The organism is Ruegeria sp. BC6, from assembly GCF_056539185.1.
The window spans coordinates 82,485-107,594 of the sequence record NZ_JBQFUM010000005.1 but is presented as its reverse complement, the minus strand read 5'-3'; the positions used below and the strand labels follow the sequence as shown (position 1 = coordinate 107,594).

Sequence of the window (25,110 nt, the reverse complement as noted above, 5' to 3'; positions counted from 1 at the left end):
CGGTCAGTTTTCGCGCAACAGTCGGAAAGCCGTCGAAGCGCCCCAGCCTGCGGCGATGGCAATGACAAGGGACATCAACCCGTACCAGACCGGCTGTTGACGCGACATGTTGTAGAGAAACCGCTCGAGCCCGACTTTCCGAACGTCGATAACCGTCTCGAACTGCGAAATGACTTCGCCGTTTCGCATCAGGAAGATGCGGGTCAGGTAGTCGCCTTCGGTCAGGTCGGCCGGCATCTCGATGGAGGTGCGGAATAGCGTTTGCTCATCCACGGCAACCGTGTTCTCCCGGATCGAGTACAGGCCCTCATCCTCTCGGATCCTGACGACAGCCCGGGCGAAATCCTGAGCCTCCCGAATATGCATGGCTGCCCCGACGGACCGGATCGCGCGCCGGATCGAGATGCGATAGCGCAGATCTTCGGTGTCGGTGATGATGTCCGTGAACGGTGCGCTTGTAGCGACTGCGTAGAAGCTGGGTGCGGAATCGACCAGAACGCTGTCGGTATTCACCCAGATGCCGAATTTCTTTTCCTTACGCCGCACCATCACCGGCTCGGACGGGCCCGCGACTGCCACGATCACCTCCAGCGGAGGGCCGGGCGGGATCGGCGCCTCGCGCTTGACGGCGCCAAAGATCAGAATCTCGGATCCGTCGAAATCGGCGGTAATGGCTACGCGATCCTGGCTGAGGCCAAGAACGACCTGCTCATCCGCGGCGTGGACGGGGAGGGTCAGGAACACAAGGGCGATGAACCAGCGCAACACGTCAATGCCCCCCATCGGTGCCAAGCGAGTAGAGCTCGGCCGGTTGCAACAACAGATCCAGGGCCAGCTTGCCGCAAACCGCCAAGACAAGAGCGGCCAGCAGAACGCGCAGCTGCTCGGCCGGGATGCGTGCCCCCAGCACGGTCCCGATCTGAGCCCCGATCACCCCGCCAACCAACAGTAGGACAGCCAGCACGATATCGACCGTAAAGTTGGTCGTGGCGTGCAGCATGGTGGTGAAGCCAGTGACGAAAATAATCTGGAAAAGGGATGTCCCCACAACCACTTTGGTTGGCATTCCCAGCAGATAGATCATGGCGGGCACCATGATGAATCCGCCGCCCACGCCCATGATCGCCGACAACACGCCGACGAACAGGCCGACAAGCACCGGCGGAATGACCGAGATATACAGCCCCGAGGTCCGGAACCGCATCTTGAACGGCAGGGCGTGGATCCACCCCCTCTGGCGCCGTTTGACAGGGACCCCACCTGCCTTGCGGGACCTGCGCAGCGCATTGAGGCTTTCAAAGAACATCAGCCCGCCAATGACGCCCAGAAAGACGACATAGCAGAGCTTGACCAGCAGATCGACCTGACCCAGGCTTTTGAGATAGTTGAAGAAGACAACGCCAACGGCGGCGCCGATCAGACCACCTACAAGAAGGACCGTGCCCATCTTCAGGTCGACCGTCTTTCTTCGGAAATGCGCCAGCACCCCCGAGAATGACGAGGCAACGATCTGGTTCGCCTCGGTTGCCACGGCAACGGCTGGTGGGATGCCGATAAAGAACAGCAGCGGGGTCATCAAAAAGCCGCCACCGACACCGAACATGCCGGACAGGATTCCCACCATGCCGCCGAGGCCAAGCAGCAGAAAGGCGTTTACGGAAACTTCGGCGATAGGCAGGTAGATATGCATGTGGTCTAGCCGATCCGTACTGCGGTGGACTGGTTAATGCGAGCAAAGGCAGGCGCGCTGCGTTGGGCGAAGAAACGGACTGGTGGGTACATGGCGGTTTCGAAGGATAAACTGGTCACGATCAAACCCCCGCCAATTCAGAAAGCGAATAGAATTCTGTCGGAGCCACGATCAGTTCCAGCCCGACTTTTCCGGCCACGATCATGACCAGTACCGCCAGCAAAACCCGCAGCTGCTCAGCCTTCAACCGAGCGCCGACCATGCTGCCGAACTGGGCCCCAACGACCCCCCCGATCAACAGGAACAAGGCCAGCACGATATCCACGCTGAAGTTGGTCGAAGCGTGGATCATCGTCGTAAACCCGGCCACGAAAATGATCTGAAACAGCGAGGTTCCGATCACCACCTTTGTCGGCATTCCCAGGATATAGATCATTGCCGGAACCATGATGAACCCGCCGCCAACGCCCATGATGGCCGACAGGATTCCGACGCCAAAGCCGACCAGGATGGGTGGAATGACCGAGATGTACAGGTTTGACTCGCGGAACCGCATTTTGAACGGCAGTGCATGAACCCAGGTGCGTTGGCGGCGTGCGGTCGGTGCGGTGCCGCCCGCTGCCCGTGACCGGCGAATTGCACGCAGGCTCTCAATGAACATCAAAGTGCCGATGAGGCCTAGAAACACGACGTAACACAGCTGGACCGCCAGATCGACCTGCCCCAAATGCTTGAGATAGTTGAAGACGAGCATTCCCAGCGTCGCGCCCAGCAGGCCGCCGCCCAGCAGAACCGATCCCATCTTCAGGTCTACGGTCCTGCGCTTGAGATGTGCCATCAGCCCGGAAAACGAGGATGCCACCACCTGGTTGGCCGATGTCGCCACGGCGACTGCAGGTGGAATGCCAATCAGAAACAGCAGTGGCGTGATCAGAAAGCCGCCTCCCACTCCGAACATGCCGGACAGAACGCCCACGGAAACACCAATCGCCAGCAGGACAAACGGGCTAACGGATACTTCGGCTATGGGAAGGTAGACGTGCATACCCTCTTAGAGCGCTTGCGGCATGCAAAATCAACTCTGCATGCCGCTTTGCAGCAAACAGGACTGAAAAGCAGTCCTGAACTGGCCTTATCAACGCTCTTTCACATAAGGCTCGCCACCGGCCCTTGGCGGGACCGCTTTGCCGACGAAACCTGCCAGGATCACCACGGTCAGGATATAGGGCAGCGCGTCCATGACCTGAACGGGGATTATGATGCCGCCCAGGTCGATATTCTGGAACCGCAGAGCGACAGCCTGCAGCAGCCCGAACAGTAAACACGCCCACATGGCGTGCCATGGCCGCCACTTGGCAAAGATCAGTGCGGCCAGTGCGATGAAGCCCCGGCCGGCCGTCATGTCTTTGACGAACCCTGCCTGCAACGCAGTAGCCAAATAGGCCCCGGCGATGCCACACAGCACGCCACAGATGGCGACGGCTGCGTAGCGAAGCCCCACCACCGAGACGCCCGCAGTGTCCACTGCCGCCGGGTTTTCACCCACGGCGCGCAGGCGCAGGCCAAAGCGGGTGCGGAACAGCACCCACCAGGTGGCGGGCACCATCAGGAACGCCACGTAAACAAGAATCGAGTGGCCTGAGAGCAGTTCGGCGTAGATGGGACCGATGATCGGCACACCGCTCAAAGCTTCTGCGAAGGGGAAGTTGATCGGTTCGAACCGGCCGCCCCCGAACAGCGACGGCGTGCGGCCGCCTTGCTGGAACCAGTCCTGCGCCACCAGCACGGTCATGCCGGCAGCCAGGAAGTTGATGGCGACACCGGAAATCAGCTGGTTGCCCCGGAACGTGATCGAGGCAAGCCCGTGCAGGCCAGACAGCACCAAGGACGATGCGATGCCGGCCAGCAGGCCCAGCCATACCGACCCGGTGACGGCGGCAACGGCGGCCGAGAAGAATGCGGCCATCAGCATCTTGCCTTCCAGGCCGATGTCGAAAATGCCAGCGCGTTCCGAATACAAGCCGGCCAGACAGGCCAGAAGCAGCGGCGTGGCCAGGCGAATGGTCGAGTCCAGAACCTGGACGATCGTCAGGAACAACTCCATCAGTTCGCCTCCTTCCGCAGGGCCAGGAACAGCTTTTCAAGCGGCATGCGGACCATGTTGTCCAGCGCTCCGGTGAACAGGATTACCAGCGCCTGGATCACCACGATCAGCTCGCGCGGGATCGACGTCCACAGGGCCAGTTCCGCGCCCCCCTGATAGAGGAAACCAAACAGGATGGCTGCCAGGAACACGCCGAACGGGTGCGAGCGGCCCATCAGGGCCACCGCGATGCCGATGAAGCCCGCGCCCTCGGTCGAGTTCAGAACCAGCCGCTCGGCCTCACCCATGACGTTGTTGATTGCCATCAGGCCCGCCAGAGCGCCCGAAATCAGCATCGCCACGATGGTGATGCGCACCGGCGAGATACCGGCATAGACCGCACCGGTTTCCGAATGCCCATAAGCCCGAATTTCATAGCCCAGGCGAGTGCGCCAGATCAGCGCCCAGACGACGATGCAGGCGATGACCGCGATGATCAGCGAGATGTTGGCCGGAGCCGCCTTGGAGAAGTTGATCCCGATCGGGGCCAGCATCTCGTGCAGGGTAGGCAGATGTACCGCCTCGGCAAAGCGGGCGGTGGCCGGGTCTTGCGAGCCGGCCGGTCGCATCACGTTGACCAGCATGTAGTTCAGCAGCGCCGCGGCGATGAAGTTGAACATGATCGTGGTGATCACGATATGGCTGCCGCGCTTGGCCTGCAGATAGGCCGGAATCGCCGCCCAGGCCGCGCCGAACAGCATGCCGGCGGCCATCGCAGCCAGCAGAGCGATGCTCCAATGCGGCCACGGCACATAGAGGCACACCATGGCTACGCCCAGTCCGCCCAACATGGCCTGACCCTCGCCACCGATGTTGAACAGACGCGCGTGAAAGGCCACTGCAACCGCAAGGCCGGTGAACATGAAGTTGGTGGCATAATACAGGGTGTAGCCCCAGCCATAGGTCGACCCCAGCGCGCCGGTGACCATCAGGTTCACCGCCTCGACCGGGTTTTCGCCAATGGCCAGAATGACCAGTGTCGACAGGATTGCGGCCAGGATCAGACTGATGAGCGGGATCAGAATGACGTCGGCCCATTTGGGCATCTTATCCATGTTACGCGGCCTCCCCCGCAACACCGGCCATCAACAGGCCCAGTTCTTTTTCATCCGTTTCATGGGGCAGACGCTCGCCCATGATATGTCCGTCGAACATCACTGCAATCCGGTCGGATAGAGAGAAGATCTCTTCCAACTCGACCGAGACCAGCAGGATCGCCTTGCCCTGATCGCGCAGGGCGACGATCTGCTTGTGAATGAACTCGATCGCGCCGATGTCCACGCCGCGGGTCGGCTGGCCCACCAACAGCAAATCGGGGTTCCGCTCGATCTCGCGAGCAACCACGATCTTCTGCTGGTTTCCACCCGAAAAGTTCTTGGCCGACAGCCAGCCATTGGGCGGACGCACGTCGAATTTCTCGATCTTGCGTTCTGTGTCGGCGCGCAGGGCGGCGTTGTTCATGAAAATCCCGCGCTGATAAGCGGGGTCGCGGTGATAGCCGAAGGCCACGTTTTCCCAGGCGTGGAAGTCCATGATCAGACCTTCGCGCTGCCGGTCTTCGGGCACATGCGCGATGCCTTGGGCGCGCCGCGCCTGACCGTCGGCCTCGGGTCCGCTGAGCGCCAGTGGCGTACCATTCAGTTTGATCACGCCTGATCCCGGGCGCATTCCGCCCAACACCTCGAGCAGCTCGGACTGCCCGTTGCCGGCGACGCCCGCGATGCCCACGATCTCGCCCGCGCGGACGGTCAGGTCGATACCTTTGACGCGCTCGACGCCCGCCGAATCCGTCACCCGCAGGTTCTCGATTTCAAGGATGGGCTTGCCGGGTTTGGCCGGCACCTTGTCGACGCGCAGCAGAACCTTGCGCCCGACCATCAGCTCGGCCAGCTCCTCGGGGTTGGTCTCGGCGGTCTTGACCGTAGCGGTCATCTGTCCGCGGCGCATCACCGACACGGTGTCGGTGGCCTCCATGATCTCGCGCAGCTTGTGGGTGATCAGGATGATGGTCTTGCCTTCGGCGCGCAGCCGGTCGAGGATGCGGAACAGCTGGTCGGCCTCGGCCGGGGTCAGCACCCCGGTGGGCTCGTCCAGAATCAGGATTTCCGCCTTGCGGTACAGCGCCTTGAGGATTTCGACCCGCTGCTGCATGCCCACGCCGATCTCGTCGATGCGCTTGTCGGGGTCCACGAAGAGCTCGTATTCTTCCTCGAGCTCTTTCAGCTCTTTCCGGGCCTTGGCCAGCGAGGGGGCCAGCAGCCCGCCATCTTCGGCGCCCAGAACGATGTTTTCCAGAACGGTGAAATTCTCGACCAGCTTGAAATGCTGAAAGACCATGCCGATACCCGCGGCGATCGCGGCCTGGCTGTCGGGGATGTCGGTCTTTTTGCCGTTGATCCAGATTTCACCTTTGTCGGCCTTGTAGAAGCCGTACAGAATGCTCATCAGCGTAGATTTGCCCGCACCGTTTTCACCGATGATCCCGTGGATCGTGCCGGGGGCGACGCTGATCGAGATGTCCTTGTTCGCTTGAACTGGCCCAAAGGCTTTGGAAATCCCTTTGAGCTCGATGGCGGGGACTGTCATGTCTTGTCCTCGATTGCCGTAGAAGCTGCGCTGATTTCGCGATCATTCTGTCGTGGCGAAACAGCGGCATGAGTGGATGCGGGACGGGAGGTCTCCCCCGCCCCGCGCGATATCAGAACTGCAGTGCCGGGCAGCTGTCGTTCTCGTAGTAGCTGACGACGGTGACATTGCCGTCGATGATGTCGCGGCGCGCCTTTTCGACGGCGGCCTTCATCTCGTCGCTCACCAGCGAGGCGTTGTTTTCATCCATGGCAACGCCGACACCGTCCTGTGCCAGACCCATGGTGAACTTGCCGGTTTCGACATCTTCGCCTGCTTTCATGGCGTCATAAACGGCCACGTCCACGCGCTTGAGCATCGAGGTTAGAACCTTGCCCGGGTGCAGGTGGTTCTGGTTGCTGTCCACGCCGATCGACAGGATGCCTTCGTCGGCCGCGGTCTGCAGAACACCGACGCCGGTACCGCCTGCGGCAGCGTAGATCACGTCAGCGCCTTGGCTGATCTGAGCTTTGGTCAGCTCCGAACCCTTCACCGGGTCGTTCCAAGCGGCCGGGGTGGTGCCGGTCATGTTGGCTACGACGTTGATGTCAGGGTTCACGGCCTTCGCGCCCTGGGCGTAGCCGCAGCCAAAGTGCCGGATCAGCGGAATGTCCATGCCACCGATGAATCCGACCGTACCCGACTTGGATGCCATCGCGGCCATCATGCCGACCAGGTACGAACCTTCATGCTCGGCAAACGAGACCTGGCGGATGTTCGGCGCGTCCAGCCAGCTGACGTCGACGGCAACGAACTTGGTGTCGGGATAGTCAGGTGCGACGGCGGACAGCGGATCAGCCATCGCGAAGCCCATCGTGATGATCGGGTTTGCACCGGCTTCAGCGAAACGACGCAGGGCTTGTTCGCGCTGCGCTTCCGACTGCAGCTCGATTTCGCGATAGGATTTGCCGGTCTGGTCGGCCCAGCGCTTGGCGCCGTTATGGGCTGCTTCGTTGAACGATTTGTCGAACTTGCCGCCCAGATCGAAGATGATCGCCGGTTCGGCCAGCGCCGCACCTGCGGTCAGTGCAAACGCGGCGGCCGCGCCCATCAAGGATTTCATCAGGGTCATCATATACTCCCGTTGTTTATTATGGCTTCGGGGCAGGGGCTTTTGCCCAGCCCCGCTCAGAGCGAGCAGAACTGCTGTGATAGCGGCAATTAAGGCCGTCTGAAACAGCCATGGTCAACCGCTTTTTGACCATTTGGTCTCAGAAATGCCCGGCTTTCGTCAGGGTAGCGCGCGCTCCATCAAGATTGCATCTACTTTGTCAGCCTTGCCGCGCCGGTAATATCCCGGCCGAAGACTGCAGCGCGCATAGCCGCAACTTTGGTAGAGTGCAATGGCGGCTGCGTTGTCCGATGCCACCTCAAGAAACGCCCGGCGTGCACCCAAATCGTGAGCCTTGTCATGCCAAGCCTGCATGCAGACGCGGCCCCGACCCTGCCGCTGATGATCGGGATGCGTCGCGATGGTCAGCAGCTCGGCTTCGTCGCCGATGACCTGGATCAAGGCAAATGCTGATTTGTTTCCAACAACATGGGTAAAGCGGTTGGCAAGCAGATCAGCGAATTCATCAGCGGTCCAGGGGCGGGACTGGGTGAAAGCCGCGCCGTGGGTCTCGGCCATTTCCTTTGGGTTCATGGGTCCAGCAAAGGCGGCGGCGTATCGCGCGACGGGGCGGCGTCTGCGGCACGAACGTACAGGGGGGCCGGGGGACCTGACACAAGGTCAACACGTTCGGATGCAATCCGGGCGATGGCCCGGACGACTGCATCCGCATCGTCGCACAAAAACAGGGTGCCAAGTGATTCTGCCTGTTCCTGCGTCATCAGTTGCGGCGTCCCGTCGGGCGCTTGCAGGTAAACATGATCCCGGGGGGCTGGAATGGCTGGGATCCGCCCTTCGGGCGCCAAGGCCGCCAAGACTTCGAGGCCCGAAACGCCGATTGCCGGCTTGTTCAATCCAAGCGCCAGCCCTCGGGCTGCGGAGACCGAGATGCGAATTCCAGTGAAATTGCCCGGACCCGTCCCGACACCGATCGCGTCGATATCCGCCCAAGAAACCCCGCCTTCTGCCAGGATGTCCTGAAGCAAAGGCATCAGGCGTTCCGCCTGGCCGCGGGTCATGATTTCGGCGCGGCTCACGACGATGTCTGGCCCGCGCAGCAAAGCGGCCGCGCAATGCGCGGCCGATGTGTCAAATGCCAGAATTGTCTGATCAGACGGCAACAGGGCGAACCTCGGTCACCTCGGGGATGTAATGGCGGAGCAGGTTCTCGATTCCCATCTTCAGGGTCAGCGTCGAGGACGGGCAGCCTGCGCAGGCCCCTTGCATATGCAGGTAGACGACGCCGCGGTCAAAGCCGTGGAAGGTGATGTCGCCGCCGTCCTGCGCCACGGCGGGGCGCACGCGGCTGTCCAGCAATTCCTTGATCTGGTTGACGATTTCCGAGTCCTCACCCGAATGTTCAGCATGGCCGGACGCGGTTTCCACCCCGGCCCCCATCACCGGCTGGCCGGACTGGTAGTGCTCCATCACGGCGCCCAGGATGGCAGGTTTGATGTGGTCCCACTGCACGCCGTCGTCTTTGGTGACGGTTACGAAATCATTGCCGAAGAAAACTCCGGTCACACCGCTGACCGCAAAGATGCGCTGCGCCAGCGGCGAGTTCTGCGCGGCTTCGGCGGTCGGGAAATCCGCTGTACCGGCCTCGAGCACGGTCTGACCGGGCAGGAATTTCAGCGTGGCCGGGTTGGGTGTGGATTCGGTCTGGATGAACATGGCGCGCTCCGTATCAGTTGGCTCTGATATGCGCGTCAGCGGCCGGGAAGTCAAGATTTGGAACGGTTCTAAATCGCTGCAGCCTGTCGGATGGCCATGTCCAGTCGGTCATCGCCCCAGTAAAGCTCCTCATCCACGACAAAACTGGGGGCGCCGAAGATCCCCAGCGATTTGGCGCGGGCAACCTGGTCAAACAGAGCACTCTTGATGTCAGAGTCTGCGGTTCGGTCGATCATGTCCTCGGGGAGGCCGGCGGCGGACAGGGCGCTGCGCAGGACTGGCTCTACCGAAATGTTCAGGCCTTGGCCAAACTGCGCGGCAAAAACGGCGCAGGAGAATGCAGCGCGCGCTTCACGTTGAGGGATGGCGAGCGCAAGGCGTGCGGCCTTCAGGCTGTTTTGCGGAAACTCGGCAGGTCGGGTCAGGGGCAGGCCATGCTGCCGGCAAAGCCGTTCCATGTCGTGCCACATGTACCGCCCCTTGGCCGGATAGATGTTGAACGGTGAGGTTTTCCACCCCTGCTCGGCAAAAATGGGACCCAGAAGGAATGGCTGCCAGTCCACCTGCACGCCGCAGGCTGCCGCGTCCCGTTCGACCCGCATGGCGCTGAGGTAGGAATAGGTCGAGGCGAAATCGAACCAGAAGTGCAGGGTGGCGGGCATCAGGTGATCTCTTCGAGCTTCTCCTTGCTCAGGTCGCCCGGAACGATGGTAATCGGAATCGGCAAGCTGCCGGAATTCCGCGTCAACTGAGTGACCAGTGGACCGGGGCCCTTCTTGTCAGTACCTGCACCCAGAACAAGGACGCCGATTTCGGGATCCGAGCGGACATGCTCGATGATCTGCGGAACTGGTTCACCCTCGCGGATCGCCAGTTCAGGCTCGATCCCCTGCTTGTCGCGCATCCATTTGGCAAACACCTCGAAATGCGCATGGATACGTTCGCGGGCTTCTTCCCGCATCACTTCGGCCACGCCGATCCAGTGGTTGAACTCGTCCGGAGGAATGACCGAGAGGATGGTCACCCCCCCGCCCGTATGCGCAGCACGCATCGCGGCGAAACGCATGGCGTTCAGGCACTCGCGGCTATCGTCAAGAACTACAAGGAACTTGCGCATGAATGTCCTCTTCGGTTTTCGGGATCATGCCCGAGCATTCGGTGTCTGGCAACTCGGGCCGCGACGGACCGTTGCTTATTGGTTGCTGGCCGCCCAGTCCCAGTAGAGCGCGCGCGTGCGGCGCGTGATAGGGCCAATCTGATATTGCGTGTCGTCCAGTGCGGTCACGGGCGTGACCTTGTTCATGTTGCCGGACATGAACACTTCGTCCGCGTCGTGGAAATCGTCGAAGGTCAGAACAGTTTCGTGAACCGTCACCCCGTCGCGACGCAGGTTGTCGATGTGCCGCGCGCGCGTGATGCCTGCAAGGAAGGTTCCGTTCGGTGCCGGAGTAAACACCTCTCCATCCTTGGCCATGAAGATGTTGGCCGTTGCGGTTTCTGCCACGTTGCCCATGGCGTCGGTCACCAATGCGTTTGAAAACCCCTTGGATCGCGCTTCCGCCAGCATTCGGGCGTTATTTGGATACAGGCACCCGGCCTTGGCGTTGACGACCGCGCTTTCCAGAACCGGGCGGCGGAAGCGGGTGGTCGTCAGAGTGACCGAGGCCGCCTCGGGTGCCATTGGGATCTCTTCGAGGCAGATGGCGAAACCTGTGCTGTCACCCTGCGGTACGATCGCGGTCGCGTCGCCGTCGATCCCCCAGTACATCGGGCGAATGTAGACGGCGGCCTCGGTCGGGTATGCTTCCAGACCTTCGCGGATCAGTTCGACCATTTGTTCGGTGGTCACGGTCGGAGTGAGCATCAGCGCCTCGGCCGAGCGGTTCACCCGGTCGCAATGCGCGGCCAGATCAGGGGTCATGCCATCAAATCGGCGGGCCCCGTCAAACACCGACGAACCCAACCAGGCCCCGTGGTCCGCAGCCCGCATGATCGGGGCATCGCCATCGTGCCATTTGCCATCGAAATAAGTGCGGATATTCTTGCCGACTGCCATTGTGCCCTCCGTCAATTCCGCCGAACCGTAGGAGCGCGCGCGCCCGAGGTCCAGCAGATTATCCAGCCGACGATGGCAACACGTCGCGCTTGACCATCGCGCGCAGGGCGAAGTTGGAGCGCAGGTTGCGGATGCCCGGAATCTGCATCAGCCGGTTTTCCAGAAACGCATCAAAGGCGGTCAGGTCACGCGCCACGACGCGCAGCAGGATGTCGCGCGAGCCTGTCATGAGGTAACACTCCATAACCTCATCGCAGCGCAGGATGGCGCGTTCGAAGGCGTCGATGGCGTGGCGGTCCTGTTTCTCCAGTTCGACCGACACGAAAATCGTGACGCCAAAGCCCAGCTTCTCAGGGTCGACCTGGGCCGAATATCCGGTGATCACCCCGTCGCGGCGCAGGCGGTCCAGCCGCCGCGCGCAGGGTGTGGGCGACAGGCCCACCTTTTCGGCCAGGTCCAGAACGGTCATGCGCCCGTCCTGCTGCAGCGCGCGCACGATCTTGCGGTCGATCTGGTCCATGGAGAGAATCCCTAATATGATCGGATCAGATTACTATTATCCCCAAGAGAGATAAGTTGACCAGCATGTATTGGCGAAAATCGCTCGGTCGGATGTGGCAGAATCCATCTGTCTTTCCGGAGGAGCAAAATGGAAATAACCACGATTGACGCGCCAGATCACGAGCGTGTGGTCGAATTCAAAGACGCCGCCAGCGGGCTTTCGGGCTTTGTGGCAATCCACTCCACGCAGTTGGGGCCTGCAGCGGGCGGCGTGCGGATGCGCACCTATGGCCACCCGTCCGAGGCGCTGGACGATGCGCTGCGCCTGTCGCGGGGCATGACCTACAAGAACGCCGCGGCCGATCTGCCGCTGGGCGGGGGCAAGGCCGTGATCATCGGCGACCCGAGTGCGGACAAGACGCCCCGGCTGCTGCAGGCCTTCGGGCGCGTGGTTCAGAGCCTCGGCGGCCAATACTGGACGGCCGAGGACATGGGGATGACCCCGGCCGACATGGCCCAGATCGGCACCGAAACCGAGTATGTCGCCGGTCTGCCCGATGGCCCCTTCGCCAGCGGCGACCCGTCACCCGTCACTGCCCGCGGGATCTTCAACGCCATCCGCGTCACCGCGCGGCATCGGTTCGGGTCCGACGACCTGGGCGGCAAGACCGTCTCGGTGCAGGGGCTGGGCCATGTGGGCGAACATCTGTGCGCACTGTTGCACGACGTCGGAGCGAAACTGGTGATCACCGACATCGATGCGGATCAGACCGCCCGGCTGGCGGACCGGTTCGCGGCGCAGGCCGTCGCGCCCGATGCGATCTATGCGGCCCAGGCGGATATTTTCGCGCCCTGCGCCATCGGCGGCATTATGAACGAAACCAACATTCCGCTGCTGAAGGTCGGCGCGGTGGCCGGAGGGGCCAACAACCAATTGGCGACCGATGCAGACGCGCAGCGCCTGCATGACCGCGGCATCCTCTATGCTCCGGATTTCGTGGCCAATGGCGGCGGGATCGTGAACGTCGCGACCGAGATCCTGAAGATCAAGGATCGCGAAGCCTGGGTCGGTCAGCGGCTCGAGGCGCTGGAGCGGACGATGGACCGCATCCTGACCCGCGCCAAGGTCGATGGCGTCAGCCCTCATGCGGTGGCCGAATCCATCGTCGAGGAAAAACTGCACCCGCAGGCCGCCTGACCTGCAACGAAAAACGCCGCCCCGGATCAGGGGCGGCGCTGAAGTTTCTGTCTGGGTCTCAGGCGCGGCCGGCGCCCACCATCCCCACGATCTCGTAGGTGCGGCTGAGGATCGGAGCCGCGATTTCCCGCGCCCGTTCTGCGCCACGGTCCAGAATCCTGTCGATCTCGGCCTGATCGCCCATCAGCCGCGCCATCTCGGTCGAGATCGGCGACAGCTTTGCGACCGCCAGATCGGCCAGCATCGGCTTGAATTCACCGAACTGCTTGCCGCCGACCTCGGCCAGAACCTGCTCGACCGTCTGATCGCTGAGCGCGGCATAGATGTTGACCAGGTTGCGCGCCTCGGGGCGGCCTTCCAGCCCGTCCACCTCCGAGGGTAGGGCATCGGGGTCGGTCTTGGCCTTGCGGATCTTCTTGGCGATGGTGTCGGCATCGTCGGTCATGTTGATCCGGCTCATGTCGGACGGGTCCGACTTGGACATCTTCTTGGCCCCGTCGCGCAGGCTCATCACGCGCGTCGCCGCGCCCTCGATCACCGGCTCGGTGATCGGGAAGAAATCGACGCCATAGTCGTGGTTGAACTTGATGGCGATGTCGCGGGTCAGCTCGAGATGCTGTTTCTGATCGTCGCCCACCGGCACATGGGTCGCGTGATAGACCAGAATGTCGGCCGCCATCAGCGAGGGATAGGCGAACAGGCCCAGCGAGGCGTTCTGCTGGTTCTTGCCGGCCTTGTCCTTCCACTGGGTCATGCGCTGCATCCAGCCCATGCGCGCGACACAGTTGAAGATCCAGGCCAGTTGCGCGTGCTCGGGCACCTGCGACTGGTTGAACAGGATCGACTGTTCCGGGTCGATGCCGGCGGCGATGAAGCCCGCGCACAGCTCGCGCGTGGAATGCGCCAGTTCCTTTGGATCCTGCCAGACGGTGATCGCGTGAAGATCGACCATGCAGTACACGGTCTCCATCTCCGGCCCCTGCATATCCACAAAACGCTTGAGCGCACCAAGGTAGTTGCCAAGATGCAGGTTTCCCGAGGGCTGAATGCCGGAAAACACGCGCGGCGTGAACTTGGTCTCGGTCATGGAAGGGAACTCCCGTCTGGAAAAATAAGCCTCCGTCGCTTACCCATGAGGCAAAGGGACGTCAACAGCCGCGAAAGGCCCACCCAATGAGCAGCGAGCATTACACACCCCCCGTGAACCCCCTGCCGCCCGTGGTGGTGGCGCTGGTCTTGTTCATCATGGGGATCGAACTGGCCTTCACCCTCGGCACGCGCGGCCTGGTCGGCGGACCGGGCGCGGTGGGCTGGCGGCTCGAGGCGATTCAGCGCTATTCCTTCTCGGCCGACATCTTCGACTGGATGGTGATGAACGGGCGTTGGCCGGTCGTGTATGTGATCCGGTTCTTCACCTACCCCTTCGTGTCAGGCAGTTTTACCCAGGCGCTTTTTGTCTGCGTCTTCGTTTTGGCGATGGGCAAGATGGTGGGCGAGGTCTTTGGCGGTTTTGCGATGCTGGTGATTTTCGTGTTGTCCGGCGTGGGCGGGGCATTGGCCTATGCGGTGCTGCTGGACCCGCGCTATCCGCTGGTCGGGGGCTTTCCGCCGGTATACGGCCTGATCGGCGCATTCACCTGGTTGCTGTGGCGCAGGCTGTCGCTGGTCGGAGAAAACCAGGCGCGGGCGTTCCAACTGATCGCGGTGCTGATGGGCATCCAACTGCTGTTCGGGCTTATCTTCGGCGGCACCTCGGACTGGGTGGCCGATCTGGGTGGCTTCGCGACCGGGTTCGGGCTGTCGTTTTTCGTGGCGCCGGGTGGATGGGCGCGGCTGGTGGGGCGTATCCGTCGGGACTGAGGCGGTCAGGACCTTCGCAGGGCGGACCGGAACTCGGACAGACGGAATGCGCCCAGCAGGTGGCCGAGAAGGAAGTAAGATACCGCGGCGACAACGATCAGGCCCAGCAAGGCCAGATAGCGCCAGCCCTGAACCTCGAACGTCCAACCGAACAGCTGTATCGCCGCGATCAGCACCACGCCCATTCCCATTGAGGCGGCCAATATCCTGGGCGCGCGGCGCTTGAACCGGTCGTCGAAACGGGCCTCGTCGCCCATGCGCCGGGCGCCCAGTACCAACAGCACCACCATGCCCCACCCTGCGGCCGAGGCCGCGATGGCAGGGGCGATCCAGCCGACCAGCGGGTAGAGCCCAAAGGCCAGAACGGCGTTGATGACCATCGCCATCACGGCATACCGGAAGGGTGCGCGGGTGTCCTCGCGCGCGAAGAACAGCGGTTGCAGCAGTTTTTGCAGCATGAAAGCCGGCAGGCCGATGCCATAGACCGCCACGGCCAGCGCGGTGGCGGCGGTATCCTCGGGTGTGAATTGGCCTCGTTCGAACAGGACCGAGACCAGCGGGACGGGAATGATCACGAAGGCCACGGTGGACGGAATGGTCATCAGCAGGGTGAACTCTCCGGCGCGGGAAAAGGCGTTGCGCGCACCGTCGCCGTCCCCGGCGCGCAGGCGTCGCGACAGGTCGGGCAACAGCACGATGCCCACGGCGATGCCGACCACGCCCAGCGGCAGCTGATACAGCCGGTCGGCGGCAAAGAGCCAGCTGATGGCCTTTTCGGTCTTTGACGCGACCAGCTGCCCGACAACGAGATTGACCTGCGTCACCCCCATGGCAAGTGCCGCCGGTACCGCGATACGAACCATGTTGCGCATTTCAGGGCTGAGCTTCGGCCGGCCGAACCGGATGCGAATTCCGGCGCGCTCGGTGGCGACCCATACCAGCGCCAGTTGAGCAACCCCGGCAATGGGTATGACGGCGATGAGCCAACGGATGACCTCGCCACCGGTTGCCGCGCCTACAATCAGTGCCGTGCAGGCGAAGATGTTCAGCAGGACCGGCGCCGCCGCCGCGGCGGCGAAGCGCCCCGTGGCATTGAGAACCCCGGAAAACAGCGCGGCCAGGGACATGAACAGGATGTAGGGAAAGACGACATACCCGTACCCGACCGCCAGATCGAAACGTTCGTCGCCATAAAACCCTTCGGCCGTCAGCCAGACCAGCCCCGGCATGAACACCATGGCCAGCCCGACCAGCGCCAGAACGGCCGCCGCCAGCAGGTTGAACGCATCCTGCGCAAACCCCTGCGCGTCTTCGCCGCCTTCCAGCCGTTTCGAGAACATCGGAACGAAGGCTGCGTTGAAAGCGCCCTCGGCGAAGAACCGGCGGAACATGTTGGGTAGGCGGAAGGCTGCGACGAAAGCATCCATGACCGGCCCCGGCCCGATATAGGCTGTCAGCAGGATTTCCCGCAAAAAGCCCAGAATACGGCTGGCAAGGGTCCAGAACCCGACCGTGAACAGGCCCGAGAACAGGCGGATCTGCTTCATGAGGCGGCCCGCTCGGCGCCTTCGGTGATCGCGGTGCGCAGCTTGGCTTCCAGCGTCCTCTGCTTGGCCTCCGAGTGGTATTTGAGCCCGAACATGTCCTTGACGTAGAACGTATCCACCACCTGCTCGCCATAGGTCGCGATCACGGCATTGGCGATATAGACATTGGCGGCGGCAAGGGTCCGGGCCAGATCATAGAGCAGGCCGGGCCGGTCGCGGGTGTCGACTTCGATGATCGTGTAGATCTCGGACCCTTCATTGTCGAAGGTGATGTGCGTCGGGACGTTGAACGCCTTTTCCCGCTTCTTGATCTTGTCGCGGGACTTGAGTGCCTCGCGGGCCACCACCTCGCCCTTGAGGGTGCGCTGAATCATCTGGGTCAGGCGCGGCAGACGCGACAGTTCGAACGGGTGGCCGTCAGCGTCCTGAATCCAGAACGCGTCAGTCACGTAGCCGTCCTTGGTGGTATAGCTGCGGGCATCGACCACGTTTGCGCCCACAAGCGCCAGCGCACCGGCAATCCGGGAAAAGATACCGGGGTGGTCGGCCATGGCAAAGCAGGCCCGCGTCGCATCCCGGTCTTCGTCAGGGTGCAGCCGGATTTCCATCGCCGCCGGATCCGCGCTTTTTTCCAGCGCGCGCAGCATTTCGGCGAACTCGACATGGGTCGAGAGGTTGAGCCCCTGCCAATACGGATCGTAGTGCCGACCGGTTTCCGTCTTGAGGTCGGCCTTGGACCAGGCTGACAACGCGTCACGCAGCGCTTTCTTGGCCTCGGCGCCACGATTGGCACGGTTGAGGTCCTCCATGCCGGTTTTCAGCGCGCGCTTGGTTTCCGCGTGCAAGGCCCGTAGCAGAGTGGCCTTCCAGTTGTTCCAGGTGTTCGGCCCAACGCCGCGGATGTCGCAGACTGTCAGAACCGTCAGCAGATCCAGCCGTTTGACGGTCTGAACCGCCTTGGCAAAGTCGCGCACCGTGCGCGGGTCCGAGATGTCACGCTTCTGCGCCATGTCCGACATCAGCAGGTGATACCGCACCAGCCATTCGACGGTTTCGCATTCTTTCTTGTTCAGCCCCAGCCGAGGCGCGACCGTCCGTGCGATCTTGGCCCCCAGGATCGAGTGATCCTCGGGGCGGCCCTTGGCGATGTCGTGCAACAGCAGAGCGACGTAAAGCACACGCCGGTTCACTCCGCCCTCGAGGATCGACGAGGCCAGCGGCAGCGCTTCGACAAGTTCGCCCCGTTCGATCTGCGCCAGGTTTATGATGCACTGGATCGTGTGCTCGTCCACCGTGTAGCTGTGGTACATATTGAACTGCATCATCGCCACGATGGGCTCGAACTCGGGGATGAAGGCCGACAGAACGCCCAACTCGTTCATGCGGCGCAGCGCGCGTTCGGGATTGCCGTGTTTCAGCATCAGATCCAGAAAGATGCGCCTCGCCTCTTTGTCGTTGCGCATTTCGTCATCGATCAGGTGCAGGTTGGCCGTGACCAGCCGCATCGCATCGGGATGGATCAGCATACCCGTGCGCAGACCTTCTTCGAACAGACGCAGTAGATTCAGCTTGTCGGACAAAAAGCTTTTTGGGTCGGCCACGTCCAGCCGGCCATGAACAACCCTATAGCCCGGCTTGACCCGTGGCTTGCGGCTGAAGATGCGTTCCAGCAACGGCGCGTTCTTCATATGTGACGCTTCAAGCTTGGTCAGGAAGATCCGTGTCAGCTCTCCCACCTTCGTGGCTTCTCGGAAATACCGCTGCATGAAGATTTCGACGGCCCGGCGGCCCGCTCGGTCTTCGTAACCCATGCGGTCGGCCACCTCGACCTGCAGATCAAAGGTCAACTGTTCGGTTGCGCGCCGTGTCACCAGATGAAGATGCGAACGTACGGCCCAAAGGAAGTCTTCGGCCTGCACGAACGTGTTGAATTCGTCCTGGGTAAACAGCCCCAGCGGGACAAGTTCAGCCACGTCCTGAACGCCATAGATGTATTTGGCGATCCAGTACAGCGACTGCAGGTCGCGCAGGCCGCCCTTGCCTTCTTTCACGTTCGGTTCGACCATGTAACGCTCGCCCTGCTTGTGGTGGCGTTCGTCGCGTTCATGCAGTTTGGCTTCGATGAATTCGCGTTCGGTTCCTTTGAACAGCTCGGATTTCAGCCGGCTTTCCAGCTCATCCGCAAGGTCCCGATCACCGGCCAGATAGCGCTGTTCCAGCATCGCTGTCCGGATCGTGAAATCCTCGTCTCCCAGACGCAGGCAATCACGGATCGTGCGCGAGGAATGCCCGACTTTCAGCCGTAGATCCCACAGGATGTACAGCATCGACTCGATCACGCTCTCGGCCCAGGCGGTGATCTTGTAAGGAGTCAGAAACAGCAGATCGACATCCGAAAACGGCGCCATCTCGCCGCGCCCATAGCCGCCCACCGCCAAAACCGCCATCTTCTCGCCCTGGGTCGGGTTGGCCAATGGATGCAGATGCTGTCCGGCCACGGTCATCGCGGCGCAGACCAGCCCATCGGTCAGATAGGTGTAGGATCGCGTCAACGGCCGGGCGTCAAATGGCCGGGCGGCGAATGCCTCTTCGATGGCCTGACGCCCGGATTTCTGAGCGTCCCGCAGGATCCGGACGGCCTCGTTTCGGGCTGCGGCCGTTTCCGGAATGTCTTTCAGGGCCTTCGACAGCAGCGCGTTGACCTTTTCGCCATCGAAGATTTCGCTGGCGTCGCAGATCAATGCGCCAGCCGGCGCGGGGATCGTCACAAGCTGATCAGAAACCGGCGCCAGAGAAGCTTTGCGGGGCAGGGTCAATCACAACTACCTGTTTGTTCTGGATCGTGGCCACGGCCAGACCTCGTTCATTCGTACCGTTCGGGCGCAGACGGAAAATACCGCCAACACCCTGGAACCCGGCATTCTGGGTCAGGGCCGCGGCGGAGAGGGCATTGGACTTCCCTTGGCTGGCCAGAGCGCCGATGGCGGCGATGCCGTCATAGGCCAGGCCGCTGATCGGATGCGGGGCCTCGCCATAGGTCGCGTTGTAGCGCACGCGATAGGCCTGGGCCTTGGCGGGGTCGGGCAAGGCAAACCATCCGCCTTGGACCCCGGGCAGTTCCAGCGTCTGGGCCGGAATGTCCCAGCGGGTCAGGCCAATATATTGCACGGTTGCCGGTGAGACACCGGCCTCGGGCAGCAACTGGCTGAAAAGCGGCAGAGCGCCGGCGGTCGTGGCGGTCAAAAAGAGTGAATCCGCCCCCGTCGAGTCTACAGTTGCCTTGATTGCAGGGATGGCGTCGATCACGCCCTGCTGAGATCGATCAAAACCGACCACACCCGCATTCGCCACACGGCTGTTGCCAAGTGCGTTCGAGATTGCCGCCTGGCCCAATTGGCCAGCCGCATCGTTGCTGTGCACGATGACGGTGCTTTTCTTTCCCTGTTTGCCGGCGTAGCTGACAAGCCGGTTGGCCGTGTTGTCGAAGGTCGGGCCAAGGACAAACACGTTTCCGCCGGCAATGCTGGTATTGTTCGAGAAGGACAGAACGTTCACGTTCTTGCTCAGAACCGCAAGGCCCGCAGCATTGGCGGCCTGCGCGTAGACCGGTCCCAGAATGACCTTTGCGCCGTCGGCAACGGCCTGCTGCGCAACTGCGGCTGCCGTGTTCGGATTGCCGGCAGTGTCATAGACGCGAAGATCGATCTTGACATTGTCCAGATCGGCCATGGCCAGCCGGGCAGCGTTCTCAAGGCTTTGCGCCAACGCGGCGTCGCCCGATTTGGGCACCAGCAGGGCAACGGGGATCGGCTCTGACGTGTCTATCGACGGTCCGCGCCCGGTGGCGCCGGGTTCGCAGGCGGCCAAAAATGCCGCCGCGGTCAGGCCGATGGCGATTTTCGCCAGTTTGCGAACGGGCTTGCAAACGGTAAACATCTAAATGAAAACTCCCTGATCCGGCGGCAAAGAACGCTGCTGTTCTAACACGCCGCGATAATAAACGTCACGCTGCGAGGGTCCAGCTTTGAATTTCCAAAAGGTAAGATTGGCTGGGGGGCTGTATTTTGTTGCCACTCCGATCGGAACGGCGCGCGACATTACGCTCAGGGCGCTGGACGTTCTGGCCTCGGCTGATGTGATCGCGGCGGAAGATACACGCAGCCTGCGCAGATTGATGGAGATTCACGGTGTACCCCTCGAAGGGCGGCGCATCCTGGCCTATCACGACCACAGCGGCACGGCTGCGCGTGAAAAACTGATTGCCGAACTGTCTCAGGGCAAGTCCGTGGCCTACGCGTCCGAGGCGGGGATGCCGCTGATCGCCGACCCGGGTTATGACTTGGGCAAGCAGGCGGCCGAGGCCGGGTTCAGCGTGACCTGCGCCCCCGGAGCGTCAGCCGTCGTGACGGCGCTGACCCTAGCGGGCCTGCCGACGGACGCCTTCTTTTTCGCCGGATTCCTGCCGAATGCGTCCGGCGCCCGCCGAACACGGATCGAGGCGTTGCGGGATGTTCTCGGGACGCTGGTGTTCTACGAATCCCCCAAGCGTTTGGGGGCGTGCTTGTCGGATCTGGCGCAGGTTCTGGGTGGCGAGCGTCAGGCCGCGGTCTGTCGTGAGCTGACCAAGAAGTTCGAAGAAGTCCGGCGGGCCAGCCTTGCAGAGCTGTCCGAACAGTATCGAGGTGCCACTGTCAAGGGCGAGATAGTCTTGCTGGTGGACCGTGCCCATTCACAATCCGTTAACGATTCAGATGTAGAAGAGGCGCTGCGACAGGCTCTGGAAACGCACTCGGTCCGGGATGCGGCAGATCTGGTGTCCAAGATGTATGATTTGCCACGGCGGCCGATCTACCAGAAGGCCCTAAAGATAGGAAAGGGATGATATGGCGCGACGGTCGGTCCAGGGCTCGGTTTCCTATCACGCCGGGCAGGCGGCCGAGCAGAGCGTTGCTGCCGACTACGAAAGCCGAGGGTTCAAGGTCTGTCACAGGCGTTGGCGCGGCGCCGGTGGCGAGATCGACCTGATCGTCCGGGATGCGCAGGGCCTTGTGTTCGTCGAGGTCAAGAAAAGCCAAACCTTTGACAGCGCCGCCGCGCGGATCAGCAAGCGGCAGATCGACCGGATATGCTCCTCGGCGGCGCAGTATTTGGCGCAGGAACCGGGCGGGCAGCTGACCAATGTCCGGTTCGACGCGGCTCTGGTGGATGCAACGGGCGCATTACAAATCGTCGAAAACGCCTTTGGTCAGGGCTGATCGCCATTGAACACCCGTCCCCGCTGGGCCATGTATCTGGCGTGACTACGAGGGACACGCCATGAAAATCGCCTTTCAGATGGACCCGATCGGGGCCGTGGACATCAATGCAGACAGCTCGTTCCGGCTGGCCGAAGAAGCCCAGGCCCGTGGGCACCAACTGTTTTACTACGGACCCGATCAGCTGGCCTATCAAGAGGGGCGTATCACCGCCCGCGGTCACGACATAACGGTGCAGCGGGTTGCGGACCAGCCGGCGGTTCTGGGGCCTGAGCGCGAGGTTGATCTGGCGGATTTCGATGTCGTCTGGCTGCGGCAGGACCCGCCGTTTGATATGCATTATATTACCTCAACGCACCTGCTGGATCGGTTGCGTGGGCAGGCTCTGGTGGTGAATGATCCGTTCTGGGTGCGCAACTATCCGGAAAAACTGCTGGTTCTGGATTTTCCTGACCTGACTCCGCCCACCACGATCGCCCGCGATCTGCAGACCATCAAGGCGTTCAAGGAAAAGCACGGCGATATCATCCTCAAGCCGCTCTATGGCAATGGCGGGGCCGGCGTGTTCCGGCTGGATGCCGATGACCGCAACCTGACTTCGTTGCATGAGTTGTTCACCGGTTTCTCGCGAGAGCCGCTGATCGTTCAGAAATTCCTGCCGGATGTGCGCAACGGCGACAAGCGGGTGATCCTGGTCGATGGCGAACCGGTCGGCGCGATCAACCGCGTTCCGGCCGAGGGTGAGACCCGGTCGAACATGCATGTGGGTGGCCGTCCCGAAAAGATTGGGCTGACCGGCCGCGATCTTGAAATCTGCGCGGCCATCGGACCGCTGCTGAAGGAAAAGGGCCAGATCTTTGTGGGTATCGACGTGATCGGAGATTATCTGACAGAAATCAACGTGACCTCGCCCACCGGACTCCAGGAATTGGAGCGGTTCAACGGTACAAATATTGCCGAAAAGATCTGGCAGGCGATCGAGGCCAAGGTCTAAACCGCAACCCGCGCGCTGATCCTGTAGCTCAGCGCCTCGGCCACATGCGGGCGGCGCACATCGGGCGCGCCCTCGAGATCGGCAATGGTGCGGGCCACGCGCAGGATGCGGTGGTAAGCCCGTGCCGACAGGCCGAACCGCTCGGCCGCCTTGACCAGCAGGTCCTTGCCCTCGGCGTCTGGAGCGGCGACCTCTTCCAGCAGATTGCCCTCGATATCGGCGTTCTGGCGAATCCCGGGCGTGTTCTGAAAGCGCCGGGCCTGAACACCGCGCGCCTGTTGCACCCGCGCGGCGACGGTGGCCGAGCTGTCTCCGGATGGCGGCAGGTCAAGGTCGGTAAAACCCACGGGCGGCACTTCGATCCGCAGGTCGAACCGGTCCATCAGCGGCCCCGAGATGCGGCCCAGATAGTCCTCGCCGCAAACCGGCGCGCGCGAGCAGGCGCGGGACGGGTCGCTGAGATATCCGCATTTGCAGGGGTTCGCCGCCGCCACCAACATGAACCGGCAGGGGTATTTTACATGGGCGTTGGCGCGGGCGACCATGACTTCGCCGGTCTCGATGGGCTGGCGCAGGGTTTCCAGAACCGTTCGCGGAAACTCGGGGAATTCGTCCATGAACAGGACGCCGTTGTGAGCCAAGGAAATCTCGCCGGGTTTCGCGCCCTTTCCGCCGCCCACGATCGCCGCCATCGACGCCGTATGATGCGGTTCGCGGAACGGGCGGGTCCGGCTGATGCCGCCCTCGTCCAGCATGCCGCACAGCGATTGGATCATCGAGGTCTCGAGCGCCTCGGTGGGCGTCAACGGCGGCAATATGCCGGGCAGGCGGGCGGCGAGCATGGATTTGCCTGATCCCGGCGTGCCGATCATGATCATGTGGTGACGGCCGGCCGCTGCGATTTCCAATGCGCGTTTTGCCCGTTCCTGCCCTTTGACGTCGCGCAGATCGCGGGTCGAGGGCTCCAACCTGACCTCGCCGGGCTGGGCGACCGGCAGGGGCGACTGGCCGGTGAAATGGCGCACGACGTCGGCCAGGGACGTGGCCCCGATCACCTGGGTCGCGTCGACCCAGGCCGCCTCGGCACCTGACGCGCGCGGACACAGCAGCGTGCGGCCCTCGGCCGCGGCGGTCATCGCGGCGGGCAGGGCGCCGGCCACGGGCACCAATGAGCCGTCCAGCGAAAGCTCGCCCAGAGCCATGGTGCTTTCGGCGGCGTCGGCGCGCAGGATGTCGATGGCACAGAGCAGGGCCAGCGCGATCGGCAGGTCGAAATGGCTTCCCTCCTTGGGCAGGTCAGCGGGCGACAGGTTGATTGTGATGCGTTTGGAGGGCAGCGCAATGGCCATCGCGCTGAGCGCACTGCGCACGCGTTCGCGGGCCTCGGACACGGCCTTGTCCGGCAGGCCGACGATTGAAAAGGCGGGCAGCCCGGGAGAGACGGCGCATTGCACCTCGACCGGGCGGGCCTCGACCCCCTGAAAAGCAACGGTATGAGCGCGGGCGACCATGGCGATCCTGTTCTTGGTTAATAGGACCTTGCTGCCATGGCGTCGGTTTAGGAATGGTTAACGGTCACACCGCTTGCCGGATCATTTGCGTGAATTTCGGCCACGCTCCGGGGTCGGCCACGGTTTTGTCGCGGCAGAAGGTGTTGCAGAAGCCCCATCGTTTGCCATCCAGCTCCAGAAATGCGGTCACCGGCTTGCCGGAATAGGGGCAGCGGTCATTGACCGAAGGCCCCGCCTCAACCGCGCGGGCCGTCGAGGCTCCGCCGACCGGCCAAGGCTCGGCGTCGAGCGGCTGGTCATAGGGGAAAGGGTCGTAGTCGACAGTCAGCCCCATCGCGCGCCATTGCCGAACTGCCGGGTCCGACAACAATTCCATGCAGTAGTCGTGGTTCTGCACGGATACGGGCAGACCGTAGCCGATGATCCGGGCCGCGATCGGCGTATAGAACACATCGGCCAGCGAATAGCTGCCGAACAACGGGCCGGACGTCGTGCCCGAGATCTTGCGCGCATGCGCCCACAAGGTCTCGATCCGGGTCAGATCGGCGCGGGTTTCGGCGGACGCCTCGAACCCTTTCCAGCGGTGTTTGAGTTGCATGGGGCAGGCCGACCGCAGCGCATGGAACCCGGCGACCATCTCGGCACACAGCCAACGGGCGGTTGCGCGGGCGGCGGCGTCCTGCGGCCAAAGCTCCGCATCGGGGTGGCGTTCAGCCAGCGTCTCGGTCATGGCGAGGCTTTCGCCGACCACCGTGCCTTCGGGCAGGCGTAGCGCGGGGACCAGACGGGCCGGGGCCAGCGGCTGCATGTCCCGGGTCATCGTGCCCGAATACAGGCCGATCATGTGGGTCGTGTAGGGCAGGCCGAATTTTTCCAGCATCAGCCAGCCGCGCATGGACCAACTGGAAAACAGGCGGTCCCCGATGAAAAGGTCATATGTCATGG

25 protein-coding genes are annotated in these 25,110 nt (G+C 62.5%); 5 read left to right on the top strand and 20 right to left on the bottom strand.

What is annotated here, in order from left to right; translation table 11 throughout:
* Positions 1-3: 3 nt before the first annotated feature.
* The 14 genes from ACR0MM_RS14990 to ACR0MM_RS14925 all read right to left on the bottom strand — a co-directional run bounded on the left by ACR0MM_RS14990 (position 4) and on the right by ACR0MM_RS14925 (position 11,819).
* Entirely contained in the window at positions 4-768 is a 765-nt protein-coding gene (locus tag ACR0MM_RS14990) for a TIGR02186 family protein (RefSeq protein ID WP_170360158.1), read from the bottom strand.
* A 1-nt stretch (position 769) separates the two neighbouring features.
* Entirely contained in the window at positions 770-1,690 is a 921-nt protein-coding gene (locus ACR0MM_RS14985) for a sulfite exporter TauE/SafE family protein (RefSeq protein ID WP_170343309.1), read from the bottom strand.
* Positions 1,691-1,811: 121 nt separating this feature from the next.
* Positions 1,812-2,735 carry a sulfite exporter TauE/SafE family protein gene (locus ACR0MM_RS14980; RefSeq protein WP_170343308.1) on the bottom strand — a complete coding sequence of 308 codons (924 nt, stop codon included), beginning with the start codon at positions 2,733-2,735 and terminating at the stop codon, positions 1,812-1,814.
* A gap of 90 nt (positions 2,736-2,825) precedes the next feature.
* On the bottom strand, positions 2,826-3,794 hold the full coding sequence (locus ACR0MM_RS14975) for an ABC transporter permease (RefSeq protein WP_170365360.1): 969 nt from the start codon (positions 3,792-3,794) through the stop codon (positions 2,826-2,828).
* On the bottom strand, positions 3,794-4,888 hold the full coding sequence (locus ACR0MM_RS14970) for an ABC transporter permease (RefSeq protein WP_170367644.1): 1,095 nt from the start codon (positions 4,886-4,888) through the stop codon (positions 3,794-3,796). Before ACR0MM_RS14970 ends, ACR0MM_RS14975 begins: the two co-directional genes overlap by 1 nt.
* Position 4,889: 1 nt before the next feature.
* A complete protein-coding gene (locus ACR0MM_RS14965; protein ID WP_093963455.1) occupies positions 4,890-6,419 on the bottom strand; it encodes an ABC transporter ATP-binding protein in 1,530 nt (509 codons plus the stop codon).
* Between the two features lie 112 nt (positions 6,420-6,531).
* Complete coding sequence (locus ACR0MM_RS14960; protein ID WP_480697084.1) at positions 6,532-7,530, bottom strand: BMP family lipoprotein; 999 nt, start codon at positions 7,528-7,530, stop codon at positions 6,532-6,534.
* Between the two features lie 159 nt (positions 7,531-7,689).
* On the bottom strand, positions 7,690-8,103 hold the full coding sequence (locus ACR0MM_RS14955; RefSeq protein ID WP_480697083.1) for a GNAT family N-acetyltransferase: 414 nt from the start codon (positions 8,101-8,103) through the stop codon (positions 7,690-7,692).
* A complete protein-coding gene (tsaB, locus tag ACR0MM_RS14950) occupies positions 8,100-8,690 on the bottom strand; it encodes a tRNA (adenosine(37)-N6)-threonylcarbamoyltransferase complex dimerization subunit type 1 TsaB (RefSeq protein WP_480697081.1) in 591 nt (196 codons plus the stop codon). The genes ACR0MM_RS14955 and tsaB overlap by 4 nt, the downstream gene beginning before the upstream one ends.
* On the bottom strand, positions 8,680-9,243 hold the full coding sequence (locus ACR0MM_RS14945) for a NifU family protein (protein WP_093963451.1): 564 nt from the start codon (positions 9,241-9,243) through the stop codon (positions 8,680-8,682). The genes tsaB and ACR0MM_RS14945 overlap by 11 nt, the downstream gene beginning before the upstream one ends.
* Before the next feature lie 68 nt (positions 9,244-9,311).
* Positions 9,312-9,905 carry a DsbA family protein gene (locus tag ACR0MM_RS14940; protein WP_480697079.1) on the bottom strand — a complete coding sequence of 198 codons (594 nt, stop codon included), beginning with the start codon at positions 9,903-9,905 and terminating at the stop codon, positions 9,312-9,314.
* A complete protein-coding gene (locus tag ACR0MM_RS14935; RefSeq protein WP_170342153.1) occupies positions 9,905-10,360 on the bottom strand; it encodes a universal stress protein in 456 nt (151 codons plus the stop codon). The genes ACR0MM_RS14940 and ACR0MM_RS14935 overlap by 1 nt, the downstream gene beginning before the upstream one ends.
* A 75-nt stretch (positions 10,361-10,435) precedes the next feature.
* Positions 10,436-11,299: a branched-chain amino acid aminotransferase gene (locus ACR0MM_RS14930; RefSeq protein WP_170360171.1), complete on the bottom strand. Its 864-nt coding sequence runs from the start codon at positions 11,297-11,299 to the stop codon at positions 10,436-10,438.
* A 58-nt stretch (positions 11,300-11,357) separates the two neighbouring features.
* Entirely contained in the window at positions 11,358-11,819 is a 462-nt protein-coding gene (locus ACR0MM_RS14925) for an Lrp/AsnC family transcriptional regulator (RefSeq protein ID WP_170360173.1), read from the bottom strand.
* 129 nt (positions 11,820-11,948) lie between these two features.
* Between ACR0MM_RS14925 and ACR0MM_RS14920 the strand changes: the two genes are divergently transcribed.
* A complete protein-coding gene (locus ACR0MM_RS14920; protein ID WP_480697077.1) occupies positions 11,949-12,998 on the top strand; it encodes a Glu/Leu/Phe/Val family dehydrogenase in 1,050 nt (349 codons plus the stop codon).
* A 58-nt stretch (positions 12,999-13,056) separates the two neighbouring features.
* On the opposite strand, the gene trpS is transcribed toward ACR0MM_RS14920, so the two are convergent.
* A complete protein-coding gene (trpS, locus tag ACR0MM_RS14915; protein ID WP_170360177.1) occupies positions 13,057-14,085 on the bottom strand; it encodes a tryptophan--tRNA ligase in 1,029 nt (342 codons plus the stop codon).
* An 86-nt stretch (positions 14,086-14,171) separates the two neighbouring features.
* Between trpS and ACR0MM_RS14910 the strand changes: the two genes are divergently transcribed.
* Positions 14,172-14,858, top strand: a complete 687-nt coding sequence (locus ACR0MM_RS14910; protein ID WP_480697075.1) for a rhomboid family intramembrane serine protease — start codon at positions 14,172-14,174, stop codon at positions 14,856-14,858.
* 5 nt (positions 14,859-14,863) lie between these two features.
* On the opposite strand, the gene murJ is transcribed toward ACR0MM_RS14910, so the two are convergent.
* The 3 genes from murJ to ACR0MM_RS14895 are packed head-to-tail and all read right to left on the bottom strand — an operon-like array spanning position 14,864 to position 20,341.
* Entirely contained in the window at positions 14,864-16,405 is a 1,542-nt protein-coding gene (murJ, locus tag ACR0MM_RS14905; protein WP_480697073.1) for a murein biosynthesis integral membrane protein MurJ, read from the bottom strand.
* Positions 16,402-19,221, bottom strand: coding sequence for a [protein-PII] uridylyltransferase (locus ACR0MM_RS14900; RefSeq protein WP_480697071.1), 2,820 nt, complete (start codon positions 19,219-19,221; stop codon positions 16,402-16,404). The genes murJ and ACR0MM_RS14900 overlap by 4 nt, the downstream gene beginning before the upstream one ends.
* Positions 19,181-20,341: a penicillin-binding protein activator gene (locus tag ACR0MM_RS14895; RefSeq protein WP_480697069.1), complete on the bottom strand. Its 1,161-nt coding sequence runs from the start codon at positions 20,339-20,341 to the stop codon at positions 19,181-19,183. The genes ACR0MM_RS14900 and ACR0MM_RS14895 overlap by 41 nt, the downstream gene beginning before the upstream one ends.
* 88 nt (positions 20,342-20,429) lie before the next feature.
* Between ACR0MM_RS14895 and rsmI the strand changes: the two genes are divergently transcribed.
* The 3 genes from rsmI to gshB all read left to right on the top strand — a co-directional run bounded on the left by rsmI (position 20,430) and on the right by gshB (position 22,654).
* Positions 20,430-21,287, top strand: a complete 858-nt coding sequence (gene rsmI / locus ACR0MM_RS14890; protein WP_480697067.1) for a 16S rRNA (cytidine(1402)-2'-O)-methyltransferase — start codon at positions 20,430-20,432, stop codon at positions 21,285-21,287.
* 1 nt (position 21,288) lies between these two features.
* Positions 21,289-21,660, top strand: coding sequence for a YraN family protein (locus ACR0MM_RS14885; protein ID WP_480697065.1), 372 nt, complete (start codon positions 21,289-21,291; stop codon positions 21,658-21,660).
* Positions 21,661-21,721: 61 nt separating this feature from the next.
* The gene (gene gshB / locus ACR0MM_RS14880) at positions 21,722-22,654 is read left to right on the top strand and encodes a glutathione synthase (RefSeq protein ID WP_480697063.1); all 933 of its coding nucleotides are present in this window, start codon (positions 21,722-21,724) and stop codon (positions 22,652-22,654) included.
* Here the strand turns inward: gshB and ACR0MM_RS14875 are convergent.
* Both ACR0MM_RS14875 and ACR0MM_RS14870 read right to left on the bottom strand, forming a co-directional pair.
* Positions 22,651-24,165 carry a YifB family Mg chelatase-like AAA ATPase gene (locus ACR0MM_RS14875; protein ID WP_480697061.1) on the bottom strand — a complete coding sequence of 505 codons (1,515 nt, stop codon included), beginning with the start codon at positions 24,163-24,165 and terminating at the stop codon, positions 22,651-22,653. The genes gshB and ACR0MM_RS14875 overlap by 4 nt on opposite strands.
* A gap of 64 nt (positions 24,166-24,229) precedes the next feature.
* Positions 24,230-25,108 (bottom strand): glutathione S-transferase N-terminal domain-containing protein, encoded by an 879-nt coding sequence (locus ACR0MM_RS14870; protein WP_480697059.1) that lies wholly within the window; start codon positions 25,106-25,108, stop codon positions 24,230-24,232.
* Between the last annotated feature and the right edge of the window lie 2 nt (positions 25,109-25,110).